9 protein-coding genes are annotated in these 14,039 nt (G+C 68.9%); 6 read left to right on the top strand and 3 right to left on the bottom strand.

Annotated features, from left to right (window positions below):
• Positions 1-270: 270 nt before the first annotated feature.
• Entirely contained in the window at positions 271-1,035 is a 765-nt protein-coding gene (locus OHU89_RS11735) for an IclR family transcriptional regulator (protein ID WP_266894686.1), read from the bottom strand.
• 305 nt (positions 1,036-1,340) lie between these two features.
• On the opposite strand from OHU89_RS11735, the gene metH reads away from it, so the two are divergent.
• From metH to OHU89_RS11715, 4 genes are all read left to right on the top strand, one after another.
• Positions 1,341-4,856 (top strand): methionine synthase, encoded by a 3,516-nt coding sequence (gene metH / locus OHU89_RS11730; protein ID WP_405642199.1) that lies wholly within the window; start codon positions 1,341-1,343, stop codon positions 4,854-4,856.
• A gap of 150 nt (positions 4,857-5,006) precedes the next feature.
• On the top strand, positions 5,007-5,708 hold the full coding sequence (locus OHU89_RS11725) for an HAD family phosphatase (protein WP_266894690.1): 702 nt from the start codon (positions 5,007-5,009) through the stop codon (positions 5,706-5,708).
• A 423-nt stretch (positions 5,709-6,131) separates the two neighbouring features.
• Positions 6,132-7,736 carry an ABC transporter substrate-binding protein gene (locus OHU89_RS11720; protein ID WP_405642197.1) on the top strand — a complete coding sequence of 535 codons (1,605 nt, stop codon included), beginning with the start codon at positions 6,132-6,134 and terminating at the stop codon, positions 7,734-7,736.
• A 69-nt stretch (positions 7,737-7,805) separates the two neighbouring features.
• Entirely contained in the window at positions 7,806-9,386 is a 1,581-nt protein-coding gene (locus tag OHU89_RS11715; RefSeq protein WP_405642195.1) for an ABC transporter substrate-binding protein, read from the top strand.
• A 74-nt stretch (positions 9,387-9,460) separates the two neighbouring features.
• Here OHU89_RS11715 and OHU89_RS11710 read toward each other — a convergent pair whose 3' ends face one another.
• Both OHU89_RS11710 and OHU89_RS11705 read right to left on the bottom strand, forming a co-directional pair.
• Positions 9,461-10,132: a response regulator transcription factor gene (locus OHU89_RS11710; RefSeq protein ID WP_046263744.1), complete on the bottom strand. Its 672-nt coding sequence runs from the start codon at positions 10,130-10,132 to the stop codon at positions 9,461-9,463.
• A 14-nt stretch (positions 10,133-10,146) separates the two neighbouring features.
• Entirely contained in the window at positions 10,147-11,130 is a 984-nt protein-coding gene (locus tag OHU89_RS11705; protein ID WP_405642193.1) for a RecB family exonuclease, read from the bottom strand.
• A gap of 174 nt (positions 11,131-11,304) precedes the next feature.
• Between OHU89_RS11705 and OHU89_RS11700 the strand changes: the two genes are divergently transcribed.
• Together OHU89_RS11700 and OHU89_RS11695 are read left to right on the top strand one after the other, a co-directional pair.
• On the top strand, positions 11,305-12,885 hold the full coding sequence (locus OHU89_RS11700) for a site-2 protease family protein (protein ID WP_405642191.1): 1,581 nt from the start codon (positions 11,305-11,307) through the stop codon (positions 12,883-12,885).
• A gap of 46 nt (positions 12,886-12,931) precedes the next feature.
• On the top strand, positions 12,932-13,834 hold the full coding sequence (locus OHU89_RS11695) for a tRNA (adenine-N1)-methyltransferase (RefSeq protein ID WP_046261810.1): 903 nt from the start codon (positions 12,932-12,934) through the stop codon (positions 13,832-13,834).
• The last annotated feature ends 205 nt before the right edge of the window (positions 13,835-14,039 follow it).

The following is a 14,039-nucleotide window of genomic DNA, read 5'->3' as shown; positions in this document are numbered from 1 at the left end:
CGGGTGAGAGCTGGGCCGGCCCTTGGCGTTGTCACACTCTAGCGCGTATTGCCGGTAGGTGTTCGACAATGCCGACCGATGGACGGGAGTCTCGCTCTGGCGTTACATGTGCGTCAAGGGTTCTGTTATCGAAAGCACGATCGTTATTGATTGCTGTGAGCTATCGATCTTCATATGAGGCTGCTATAGGGCATCGTCCGATATGTCCGCTTCAGGGTATGGCGAAGACCGGAACGCCGTAAGGGTGTCCCGGTGTGCTCTTACCGACTTCTAGAAGCGCCCGGCGCCCAGGTCCCGCGACACCGCGCGGGCACAGTCCCGTACCGCCGCGATCACCTCGGGACGCAGCTCGCCGTCCCGGCACAGCCGCTCCACGGCCCCCGTGATGCCGACCGCGCCCACCGGCATCCGTCGCCGGTCGTGGATGGGGGCGGCCACACCGGCCACGCCCTCCCAGGTCTCCTCCACGTCCGCGGAGTAGCCACGCGCGCGTGTGATGTCGAGGATGTTCTCGAAGGCGTCCAGCTCGGACACCGTGCGGTCGGTGAACGTCTTGCGGTCCGCCTCGATGGCCTCACTGTGCGCCACCGGGTCGTACGCCGACAGCACCTTGCCCAGCGCCGTGGAGTGCAGCGGCTGCATGGCCCCGATCTCCAGCACCTGCCGGCTGTCGTCGGGCCGGAAGACGTGGTGCACGATCAGCACGCCCTGCTGGTGCAGGACGCCCAGATAGACGCTCTCGCCGCTGGACCGGGCCAGATCGTCGGTCCACACCAGGGCGCGCGCCCGCAGCTCGTGCACATCGAGATAGGTGGTGCCCAGGCGCAGCAGCTCGGCGCCCAGCTGGTAACGCCCGGACGCCTCGTCCTGCTCGACGAACCCCTCCAGCTGCAGGGTGCGCAGGATGCCGTGCGCGGTGCCCTTGGCGAGGCCCAGGGCCGAGGCGATGTCCGAGAGGCCGAGCCGCCGCTCGCCGCCCGCGAGCAGGCGCAGCATCGCGGCCGCCCGTTCGAGCGACTGGATGTTCCGTGCCATCGCCGTTCTGCCTCCGTCCCCTTCGCCGTCGACCCGCGACGTCGCTGCCGCCGTTCGGCAATGTCGAACACTACTAGTCCATGCCGACCAACCGCCAATGGTCGTACGACACCTTTAGGTCACTCGTGATGCACACTCGCGTCACTCGTATCCCGGGAATGACCTGCCCGGCATCCTCGTCCGTCCCGTGGACGCTCTGACCGTTCGGGTCGGGTCCCGGCTACCCTGACGGCGTGCGCCCGCTGTGGGAAGCCCCGCGGCAGGACGCAAAGCCGACAGCCGTCGCACCCACAGGGAGCCCTTTCATGGCCTCGTTGCCACCGACCCCTTCCGCCGACAGCCGGACCCGTGCGTCCGCGCTCCGCGAGGCGCTCGCCACCCGTGTGGTGGTCGCCGACGGGGCGATGGGCACGATGCTCCAGGCGCAGGACCCCACGATGGAGGACTTTCAGCAGCTCGAGGGCTGCAACGAGATCCTCAATGTGACCCGGCCCGACATCGTGCGCTCGGTGCATGCCGAGTACTTCGACGCGGGCGTCGACTGCGTCGAGACCAACACCTTCGGCGCCAACCTGACCGCCCTCGGCGAGTACGACATCCCCGAGCGAGTCCACGAACTGTCCGAGGCCGGCGCGCGCATCGCCCGCGAGACGGCCGACGAGTACGCCGCCCGCGACGGCCGCCGGCGCTGGGTCCTCGGCTCGGTCGGCCCGGGCACCAAGCTGCCCACGCTCGGCCACACCACCTTCGGTGCCATCCGTGACGCGTACCAGCAGAACGCCGAGGGCCTGCTCGCCGGCGGTGCCGACGCGCTGCTGGTGGAGACCACCCAGGACCTGCTCCAGACCAAGGCCTCGGTCATCGCCGCCCGCCGGGCCATGGAGACGGCCGGATACGACGTCCCGCTGATCGTCTCGGTCACGGTGGAGACGACCGGCACCATGCTGCTCGGTTCGGAGATCGGTGCCGCGCTGACCGCGCTGGAGCCGCTCGGCATCGACATGATCGGCCTGAACTGTGCGACCGGGCCCGCCGAGATGAGCGAGCACCTGCGCTATCTGGCCCGCCACTCCCGCATCCAGCTGTCCTGCATGCCCAACGCCGGTCTGCCGGTGCTGGGCAAGAACGGCGCCCACTACCCCCTGACCGCGCCCGAACTGGCCGACGCGCAGGAGAACTTCGTCCGCGAATACGGCCTGTCCCTCATCGGCGGCTGCTGCGGCACCACCCCCGAGCATCTGCGCCAGGTCGTCGAGCGGGTGCGCGAGCTCGCGCCCACGGAGCGCAACCCGCGTCCCGAGCCGGGTGCGGCTTCGCTGTATCAGACGGTGCCGTTCCGGCAGGACACGTCGTACATGGCGATCGGTGAGCGGACGAACGCGAACGGGTCGAAGAAGTTCCGTGAGGCCATGCTGGAGGGCCGCTGGGACGACTGTGTGGAGATGGCCCGGGACCAGATCCGCGAGGGCGCGCACATGCTGGACCTGTGCGTGGACTACGTCGGGCGTGACGGTGTCGCCGACATGGAGGAGCTGGCCGGCCGGTTCGCGACCGCGTCCACGCTGCCGATCGTGCTGGACTCCACCGAAGTTCCCGTCATCCGGGCGGGCCTGGAGAAGATCGGCGGCCGTGCGGTCATCAACTCGGTCAACTACGAGGACGGCGACGGCCCCGAGTCCCGGTTCGCGAAGGTCACCAAGCTGGCGCAGGAGCATGGTGCCGCGCTGATCGCGCTGACCATCGACGAGGAGGGCCAGGCCCGCACCCCGGAGCACAAGGTCGCCATCGCCGAGCGGCTCATCGACGACCTGACCGGGAACTGGGGCATCCACGAGTCGGACATCCTCATCGACACCCTGACCTTCACCATCTGCACCGGTCAGGAGGAGTCGCGCAAGGACGGCATCGCCACCATCGAGGCGATCCGCGAGCTCAAGCGCCGCCATCCGGATGTGCAGACCACCCTGGGTCTGTCGAACATCTCCTTCGGCCTGAACCCGGCGGCCCGGATCCTGCTCAACTCGGTCTTCCTGGACGAGTGCACGAAGGCGGGTCTGGATTCGGCGATCGTGCACGCCTCGAAGATTCTGCCGATCGCCCGGTTCAGCGAGGAAGAGGTGCAGACCGCCCTCGACCTCGTCTACGACCGGCGGGCCGAGGGCTATGACCCGTTGCAGAAGCTGATGGCGCTGTTCGAGGGCGCCACCGCCAAGTCGTTGAAGGCGGGCAAGGCCGAGGAGCTGGCCGCGCTGCCGCTGGAGGAGCGCCTCAAGCGCCGGATCATCGACGGTGAGAAGAACGGCCTGGAAGCGGACCTCGATCAGGCGCTGGAGACTACTTCGGCCCTGGACATCGTCAACGAGACCCTCCTGGACGGCATGAAGGTCGTCGGCGAGCTGTTCGGCTCGGGCCAGATGCAGCTGCCGTTCGTCCTTCAGTCCGCCGAGGTGATGAAGACCGCCGTCGCCTATCTCGAACCGCACATGGAGAAGACGGACGACGACGGCAAGGGCACGATCGTGCTGGCCACGGTGCGCGGCGATGTGCACGACATCGGCAAGAACCTCGTCGACATCATCCTGTCCAACAACGGCTACAACGTGGTCAACCTGGGCATCAAGCAGCCGGTCTCCGCGATCCTGGAAGCCGCCGCGGAGCACCGCGCCGATGTGATCGGCATGTCGGGGCTGTTGGTGAAGTCCACGGTGATCATGAAGGAGAACCTGGAGGAGCTCAACCAGCGTGGCCTGGCGGCCGACTTCCCGGTCATCCTCGGCGGAGCCGCCCTGACCCGGGCCTATGTCGAGCAGGACCTGCACGAGATCTACGAGGGCGAAGTCCGCTACGCCCGCGACGCCTTCGAAGGCCTGCGCCTCATGGACGCCCTGATCGGCGTCAAGCGGGGAGTGCCCGGGGCGAAACTGCCCGAGCTCAAGCAGCGCCGGGTGCGTGCGGCCGCCGCCGTCGAGGTCGACGAGCGCCCCGAGGAGGGCCACGTCCGTTCCGACGTCGCCGTCGACAACCCCGTGCCCACCCCGCCGTTCTGGGACACCCGCGTCATCAAGGGCATCCAGCTCAAGGAGTACGCGACCTGGCTCGACGAGGGCGCCCTCTTCAAGGGCCAGTGGGGCCTCAAGCAGGCCCGCGCGGGCGACGGACCGACGTACGAGGAACTCGTCGAGACCGAGGGCCGGCCGCGGCTGCGCGGTCTGCTGGACAAGCTCCAGACGGAGAACCTTCTCGAAGCTGCCGTCGTCTACGGCTACTTCCCGTGCGTGTCCAAGGACGACGACCTGATCATCCTCGACGACCAGGGCAACGAGCGCACCCGCTTCACCTTCCCGCGCCAGCGCCGCGGCCGCCGACTGTGCCTGGCGGACTACTTCCGCCCCGAGGAGTCGGGGGACACGGACGTCGTCGGCCTCCAGGTCGTCACCGTCGGCTCCCGGATCGGCGAGGAGACAGCCAAGCTGTTCGAGGCGAACTCCTACCGCGACTACCTCGAACTGCACGGCCTGTCCGTCCAGTTGGCCGAGGCGCTCGCCGAGTACTGGCACGCACGCGTGCGTTCGGAACTGGGCTTCGCCGGTGAGGACCCGGGCGACATCGAGGACATGTTCGCCCTGAAGTACCGGGGCGCCCGCTTCTCCCTCGGCTACGGCGCCTGCCCGAACCTCGAGGATCGCGCCAAGATCGCCGACCTGCTCCAGCCCGAACGCATCGGCGTCCAGCTGTCCGAGGAGTTCCAGCTGCACCCCGAGCAGTCCACGGACGCGATCGTGATCCATCACCCCGAGGCCAAGTACTTCAACGCACGCTGAGGCGCCCCTCGACCGTGACTCCGGTGTGCCCCTGGGCACACCGGTTAAACAAGGCATGTCGTCGTACCGCGACGTACACTGGTCGGTCCACCGCAGGCCGGCTCCCTTCGTGGGAGCCGGCCTGATCGTCCCTCAAGGAGGTGCGCCAGGATGACCAGCACGGTCCCCGCGCCAGTAACCCGTACGGCCGAAGGCTCAGCCCTGCAGGCGGTGCTCCTCGACATGGACGGCACCCTCGTCGACACCGAGGGGTTCTGGTGGGACGTCGAGGTCGAGATCTTCGCCGGCCTCGGCCACGCCCTCGACGACTCATGGCGCCATGTGGTGGTCGGCGGCCCCATGACCCGCAGCGCGGGGTTCCTGATCGAGGCCACCGGCGCCGACATCACTCTCGCCGAGCTGTCGGTGCTGCTCAACCAGGGGTTCGAGGACCGCATCGGCCGCACCCTGCCGCTGATGCCGGGCGCCGCCCGGCTGCTGGCCGAGCTCGCCGAGTACGAGATCCCCACGGCCCTGGTCTCCGCGTCGCACCGGCGCATCATCGACCGGGTGCTCACCACGCTCGGCCCCCAGAACTTCGCGCTCACCGTGGCGGGGGACGAGGTGGCCCGGACCAAGCCGCACCCCGACCCGTATCTCTTCGCCGCCGCCGGTCTCGGCGCGGATCCGGCCAGATGCGCGGTCGTGGAGGACACCGCGACCGGTATCGCGGCGGCCGAGGCCGCGGGCTGCCACGTCGTGGCCGTGCCCTCGGTCGCACCCATCGCCCCGGCCGCCCGGCGCACTGTCGTGACCTCGCTCGAGGAGGTGGACCTGGCATTTCTGCGCGGTCTGATGACGGAAATGCGCTGAGCGTTCACCCAGCGTGCGGCGCCGATAGAGGCCGCATTTCCCGGGTCCGCACGCAAAGGAATTCCCAGCTCGATGGATGGCCGAATTCCGGTACGGGCACAAACCGTTGGTGATGTGACGTTCCCCACGCGACGGGGGATCGACACTCGATGAGGTGTGTGCTTCGACGCCCGGTTCGGGCGTCTTGCGCGTGCCCTTGTGTCCCGATTGATGGGACCCTGCACGAATCCTTCCCCTGTCGGGTTTTCAATGCGTCCACACCCGGTTTCGCTGCGTGATGGCAGCTCAACTCCGGTGGCCGTCAACCCTCGTGCAGGTGCGGACTAATCTCGTCGCGAGAACATCGACGAAACCCCCCGTGATCCGCCGCACCACCCATGCATGCCGGGTACACGGACTCAACAGCTCTGGAGAAACTCGAGCATGAACCGCAAGACTTTGGTGCTGCCGGCCGTCATCGGTCTGCTCGCGCCGGTCCTCGCCGCGTGCGGTGGGTCCGACGGCGGCAGTGGCGGCGGGGACGGAATCGTCGTCGGCACCACGGACCGGTTCACCGCCTCGCAGGAAGCCCCCGCGCCCCTCGACCCGGCGTACGCCTACGACGTCGGCACCTGGAACATCCTGCGCCAGACCGTGCAGACCCTGATGATCCAGCCGCGCGGCGACGGCGAACCCGTGCCCGAGGCCGCCGAGAGCTGCCGCTTCACCGACACCGGCAACGAGCGTTACGCCTGCACCCTGCGCAAGGACCTGAAGTTCGCGAACGGCGACGCCATCACGGCCGAGGACGTCAAGTACTCCATCGACCGCGCCCGTTCCCTCAAGGCCGACAGCGGTGTCTTCGCCCTGCTGTCCACCGTCGACACCGTCGAGACCAAGGGCGACCGCGAGGTGATCTTCCACCTCAAGACGGCCGACGCCACGTTCCCGTACAAGCTGTCGACCCCCGTCGCCGGCATCGTCAACCCCGACGACTACCAGCGCGGCAAGCTGCGCGACGGCTTCGACGTCGACGGCTCCGGCCCGTACACCATGTCGGCCGACGTCAAGAACGACGAGCTCGTCGACGCCGTGTTCACCAAGAACCCTAATTACAAGGGGACGCTGAAGGTGAACAACGAGAAGGTCGAGCTGCGCTCCTTCGAGGACGCCGACGCCATGGGTACCGCCCTGAACGACGGTGACATCGACGTCATGTCCCGCACCATGTCGCCCGAGCAGATCGAGAAGCTCTCCGCCTCCTCGGACGACGACGTCGACCTCGTCGAGATGCCCGGCCTGGAGATCCGGTACCTGGCCTTCAACACCACCGCCGCGACCGTCAAGACCAAGGCCGTGCGCCAGGCGATGGCCCAGATCGTCAACCGCAGCGAACTCGTCTCCAAGGTCTACGGCTCCGAGGCCGAGCCGCTGTACTCGCTGGTCCCGGCGAGCATCACCGGCCACTCCAACTCGTTCTTCAACAAGTACGGCGACCCGAGCAAGGCCAAGGCCCAGGCGCTGCTGACAAAGGCGAGCATCACCACCCCGGTCAAGCTGACCCTGCACTACACGACCGACCACTACGGCGCCGCCACCAAGAACGAGTTCGAGCAGCTGCAGAAGCAGCTCAACGACAGCGGCCTGTTCGACGTCAGCATCAAGGGAGCGCCCTGGGCGACCTTCCGCCCCGCCGAGCAGAAGGGCGAGTACGACGTCTACGGCATGGGCTGGTTCCCCGACTTCCCGGACGCCGACAACTACCTCGCGCCGTTCCTCGACAAGGACAACTTCCTCGGCTCGCCGTACGCCAACAGCGAGATCCGCAACACTCTGATCCCGGAGTCCCGCCGCGAGGCCGACCGGCTGTCCGCCACCAGCAGCCTGACGGACATCCAGGACATCGTCGCCGACGACGTCCCCGTGCTGCCGCTGTGGCAGGGCAAGCAGTACGTCGCCGCTCGCGACGACGTCACGGGCACCGCCTATGTCCTCAACTCCTCCTCGACCCTTCAGCTGTGGGAGCTCAGCCGCGGCGTGAGCGGCTGATCCGTCCCCCTGCCCGGGCCGCGGACGACGGCCCCGGGATTCGCCAACCGACGACAAGGGCATCCGTAAGTGAACATGCGTAACCAGTGGCCGGTCCTGCCGATGATGGCGGGACTGGCCTCCGGCCTGTTGACCGGCTGCGGTACGGAGAACGGGGGCTCGGGGAGCGACGGCTCCAACGTGGTGATGGGGATGTCGGACGACGTCCTGGCCACCGACCCCGCGTCCGGCTACGACCCCGGATCCTGGCTGTTGTTCAACAACGTCTTCCAGTCGCTGCTGAGCTTCCCCAAGGGCGGCACGGAGCCCGAGCCCGAGGCCGCGGAGAGCTGCGAGTTCAGCGACACCGGGACCAGGGTCTACACCTGCACGCTCAAGGACGGCCTGCAGTTCAGCAACGGTGACTCGCTTACCTCGGAGGACGTCAAGTTCTCCTTCGACCGCATGCTGAAGATCAACGACGACGCCGGTCCCGCGATCATGTTCCCCATGCTCGAAAAGGTCGAGACGCCGGACGAGAAGACGGTCGTCTTCAAGCTGAACACGCCCGACGCCACCTTCCCGAGCAAGATCGCCTCCGGCGCCGGCTCCATCGTCGACCACCGGCAGTACGACGCCGACGGGCTGCGCAAGGACGGCGAGGCGGTCGGCTCCGGCCCCTACAAGCTGGACTCGTTCGGCGACGACGATGCCGTCTTCTCCGTCAACGAGAACTACAAGGGCACCGCCGACGTACAGAACTCCGGCGTCACCCTGAAGTTCTTCCACGGCGACCAGGACGAGCTCAAGCAGTCCCTGATCGACAACAAGATCGACATCGCCTACCGAGGCCTCAGCGCGAACGACATCGCCGACATCGAGGCCGCCGGTACCGACGCGGACGTTGAGCTCGTCGACGGCACCAGCGCCGAGGTCCAGCACCTGGTCTTCAACATGAACGACCCGGTCGCCGGACAGCTCGGAGTACGCAAGGCCATCGCCTACCTGCTCGACCGCGACGCCCTCATGACAGAGGTCTACCAGGGCACCGCCACCTCGCTGTACTCGATCATCCCGGCCGGTATCGCGGGCCACAACACGGCCTTCTTCGACACCTACGGCGCCAACCCGTCCAAGACCAAGGCCGCCGCGGCCCTGAACGCCGACGGCATCACCGGCAAGGTCAAACTGACCCTCTGGTCGACCCCCACCCGCTACGGCCCGGCCACCGACCAGGAGCTCAAGGCGATCGCCGGACAGCTCAACAAGAGCGGCCTGTTCGACGCCGACGTCAAGTCCGTCGACTTCGAGCAGTACGAGAAGGACATCGCCGCCGGCAAGTACGGCGTCTACGTGAAGGGCTGGGTGCCCGACTACCCGGACCCCGACAACTTCACGGCCCCCTTCTTCGGCAAGGGCAACGTGCTGGACAACAACTACGACAACAACACGATCACCGGCACCCTCATCCCGCGCACGGCCGCCCAGAGCGACCGCGCCGCGACCGACAACGACTACGGCCGCCTCCAGGACCTGGTCGCCGAGGAGCTCCCGGTCATCCCGCTCTGGCAGGCCAAGCAGTACGCGGTCGTCCGCGAGGACGTCTACGGCCTGGAGTACTGCCTCGACGCCTCGACGGTCTTCCGCTTCTGGGAGATCAGCAAGGGCTGAGGCCGGACATCCGGACACGACGAAGGGCGCCTCTTCTCACGAAGGGGCGCCCTTGGCCGTCGTACGACGTGGTCCTACTGCGCGCCGGGGCGCACCAGACCGCTCTCGTACGCGTACACCGCCGCCTGCACCCGGTCGCGCAGCCCCAGCTTGGTGAGGACGTGACCCACATGCGTCTTCACGGTGGTCTCGCTCACGAACAGGTCCGCGGCGATCTCGGCGTTGGACAACCCGCGCGCCACCAGTTTCAGCACCTCGACCTCACGGTCGGTGAGCGTGTGCAGGGTGTCCGGGACGGGGTCGTCGCCCGAGGGCAGATGCGTGGCGTACTTGTCGAGCAGCCGGCGCGTGATGCTCGGCGCGAGCATCGCCTCACCGGCGGCGACCACACGGATCGCCTGCACGAGCTCGTTGGCCGGGGCATCCTTGAGCAGGAAGCCGCTGGCCCCCGCCCGCAACGCCTCCACCACGTACTCGTCGAGGTCGAAAGTGGTCAGTACCAACACCTTCGCCGGGCCGTCCCGCCCGGGGCCGGTGATCTGCCGGGTTGCCTCCACACCGTCCATCCGCGGCATGCGGATGTCCATCAGGACCACGTCGGGCTGCAAGGCCCGCACCTGGTCGAGCGCCTGGAGCCCGTCGCCGGCCTCGCCGACCACAGCGATGTCCTGCTCGGCTTCCAGGATCATCCGGAAGCCGGTGCGCAGCAGCGGCTGGTCGTCGACCAGTAGGACGCGGATGGCCACGTGAGTCTCCTTCGCTAGTCCGGCCCCATTCTGCCCTGCTGGTCGTCGCCGGACTCGGCCGCCCTCACCGCCAGGGGATACGGCGGGGGAGTGCCGCCGAACTCCGGGCAGTGGGCCTGGTGGTCGCACCAGCCGCACAGCTTGGTGGGGCGGGGCCGCCAGTCGCCCGTTTCCGTCGCCTCCCGGATCGCCTCCCACAGCGCGAGCAGCTTGCGCTCGACACGCTCCAGGTCGGCGAGGACCGGGTCGTACGTCAGGACGTCACCGCTGCCGAGGTAGACGAGCTGGAGACGGCGCGGGATCACGTTCTTCAGCCGCCAGACCACCAGGGCGTAGAACTTCATCTGGAACAGGGCGCCTTCGGCGTACTCCGGCCTGGGCGCCTTGCCGGTCTTGTAGTCGACGATGCGGACATCCCCCGTCGGCGCCACATCCACCCGGTCGATGATCCCGCGCAGCTTCAGCCCCGAGTCCAGCACGGCCTCCACGAACAGCTCGCGCTCGGCGGGCTCCAGCCGGGTCGGGTCCTCCAGCCCGAACCACCGCTCGACGAGCTGTTCGGCCTCACCCAGCCACCGCGCCAGCCGCTCGCCCTCCGGATCGTCCGCGAACAGCTCCACGACCTCCGGCCGGGTCTCCCGCAGCCGGTCCCACTGACCCGGGATGAGCGACTTGGCCCGCGGCGGCGTCCGCTCCGCCGCCGGGGCGTCGAAGAGCCGCTCGAGGACCGCGTGCACCAAAGTGCCCCGCGTCGCCGCCTCGCTGGGCTTCTCCGGCAGCCGGTCGATCACCCGGAACCGGTACAGCAGCGGGCACTGCATGAAGTCACTGGCACGCGAGGGCGACAGGGACGCGGGCGCTATGGCGACACGCGCCTCGGCGACGGCCGCCGTGGCCGCCGTCTCCCGCGTCGTCGCCTGCTCGTCCGGTACCGGCGGATCCACTTCCGCGATCCCGCCGCCGGGGGTCTCGGCCGCGCCCTCTGTGCTCGTCTCCATGACCCCAGACCTTACGGCCCACCACTGACAGTGACCCAGTCGCGGCCGAGACCCCTGCGACAACAGAGAAAACAGAGGGGGTGCCGGGGCGGAACGTGTGACGACCGCCGCATACCATCGTCCCGAGACCCTTCCGCCGGCAGGCGCGGAAGACGCTTCGAACGAGGGGACACCGTGGACGAGAGCGGCGGGAGCGGACAGCCGCGGTCCGGCAACGACGAGCCGGCCCAGCACCACGCAGGTCCTGCGGCCTCGACTGCCGACCCCGAACACCCCGAGGTGGATGCCCCCGCGCAGGGCGCCGACCCCGCTGCCGCCGTCCGTTCCGAGGAAGATTCCGCGGACGCGTCGAAGCACGACAGCGAGACCACGGAGAAGACTGCCGCAACGGCTCCCGCCTCACGCGAGGACACCGCGCAGGACACGGAGGAGCGGCCCCCCACCGACGCCACCCCGTCGCAGCACCCCGCCGCCGACGGATCTGGCACGGAAACAGCACCCGAGGACCGCCCCGCCCCTCCCGCAGACGCCACGGACACCCACCCCGACCGCACCCTCGCCCACTCAGGCATGGCCAAGGGCCGCCCGCCCCGGCGCCAGAAAGACCCCGGCGGCGGGCTCCTCATGGGACGCCCCTTCGGCGTGCCCGTGTACGTCGCGCCCAGCTGGTTCCTCGTCGCGGCCCTCATCACCTGGGTGTTCGGCGGCCAGCTGGACCGCGTCCTGCCCGAGCTCGGGGCCGCCCGCTATCTCGTGTCGCTCTTCTTCGCGGTCGCCTTCTACGCCTCCGTGCTCGTGCACGAACTCGCCCACACCGTCGCCGCCCTGCGCTTCAAGCTGCCCGTACGCCGCATCCAGCTCCAGTTCTTCGGCGGTGTCTCCGAGATCGAGAAGGAAGCCGAGACCCCGGGCCGGGAGTTCGTACTGGCCTTCGTCGGCCCACTCCTCTCCCTCGTCCTCGCCGGCCTCTTCTACCTCGCCATGCAGCCCGTGGAACCCGGCACCGTCCCCGGCGTCCTGCTGGCCGGCCTGATGATCTCCAACCTCATCGTGGCCGCCTTCAACCTCCTGCCGGGCCTGCCCCTCGACGGCGGCCGCATGCTCCGCGCGGTCGTCTGGAAGATCACCGGCAAGCCCATGAGCGGCACCATCGCCGCCGCCTGGGTCGGCCGCGCCCTCGCCGTCTCCGTCCTCATCGGCCTCCCCCTGCTCACCCAGTCCGGGGCACTCGGCTCCAACGCCGAGGACAACGTCGGCATGGACACCGTGATGGACGCCCTGCTCGCCGCCATCCTCGCCGCGATCATCTGGACCGGCGCCGGCAACAGCCTCCGCATGGCCCGCCTGCGCGAACACCTCCCCGACCTACGCGCCCGCAACCTCACCCGCCGCGCCGTCCCGGTCGAGACCGACACCCCCCTGTCGGAAGCCCTGCGCCGCGCCAACGAAGCCGGCGCCCGCGCCCTCGTCGTCGTCGACGCAGACGGCGAACCCCTCTCCCTCGTCCGCGAGGCCGCCATCGTCGGCGTCCCCGAACACCGCCGCCCCTGGGTCGCCGTCAGCGGCCTCGCCCAGGACCTCACCGACGGCATGCGCGTCTCCGTGGAACTCGCCGGCGAGGACCTCCTGGACACCCTGCGCGCCACCCCCGCCACCGAGTACCTGGTGGTGGAGGAGACAGGAGAGATCTACGGCGTCCTGTCCGCCGCCGACGTCGAGCGCGCCTTCGTCAAGGCCATGGCCCGCCCCAACTGAACTCCAAGTGGTCGGCGCCCTCCACAAACCCCGGTAGTCTGTTCACATGTCCGAACCGACCGGTGCCGCCCGCAGGCGCGGGCCCTTCAAGGTCGGGGACCAGGTTCAGCTGACCGACCCCAAGGGCCGCCACTACACGTTCACGCTCGAGGCCGGGAAGAACTTCCACACCCACAAGGGTTCCTTCCCGCACGACGAACTGATCGGCGCTCCCGAGGGCAGCGTTGTCCGCACCACCGGGAACGTCGCCTACCTCGCGCTGCGCCCCCTGCTCCCCGACTACGTCCTGTCCATGCCCCGCGGGGCAGCCGTCGTCTACCCGAAGGACGCGGGGCAGATCCTCGCCTTCGCCGACATCTTCCCCGGCGCACGCGTCGTCGAAGCCGGCGTCGGCTCCGGCTCGCTCAGCAGCTTCCTGCTGCGCGCCATCGGCGACCAGGGCATGCTGCACAGCTACGAGCGCCGCGAGGACTTCGCGGAGATCGCCCAGCAGAACGTGGAGCGCTACTTCGGCGGCCCGCACCCCGCCTGGCAGCTCACCGTCGGCGACCTCCAGGACAACCTGTCCGACACCGACGTCGACCGCGTCATCCTCGACATGCTGGCCCCCTGGGAATGCCTGGAGGCCGTCTCCAAGGCGCTGGTCCCCGGCGGCATCCTCTGCTGCTACGTCGCGACCACCACCCAGCTCGCCCGGACCGTCGAGTCCATCCGCGAGATCGGCAGCTTCAACGAGCCGACCTCCTGGGAGTCGATGATCCGCAACTGGCACGTCGAAGGCCTGGCAGTGCGCCCGGACCACCGGATGATCGGCCACACCGGATTCCTGCTCACCGCCCGCCGCCTCGCGGACGGCGTCGAGCCGCCCATGCGCCGCCGCCGCCCCGCCAAGGGCGCCTACGGCGAGGACTACACCGGTCCGAACGCCGACGGAGGCTCCGGCCGCTGAGGCGGCCCCGTGCCGCGTACAACGCAACCGCGCTGTGGCCGAGTTCCCGACAGTCGTCCCGGAACTCGGCCACAGCGCCTTTTCATTGACACCGCACCAGAAAACGCAAGGCCGCGAGCCGACAAGCACCGACCCCGCCGTTCCGCCGCGCTGTGACGTGTGGCACCATGCTGGCCACCCCCACCGGCACCAGCCCTCTCGGGAG

This window comes from Streptomyces sp. NBC_00019 (assembly GCF_045041015.1).
In the GTDB taxonomy this organism is placed as follows: Bacteria; Actinomycetota; Actinomycetes; order Streptomycetales; family Streptomycetaceae; genus Streptomyces.
Note: the sequence above shows the minus strand (reverse complement) of the source record. Positions and strands in the feature narration are given on the sequence as shown.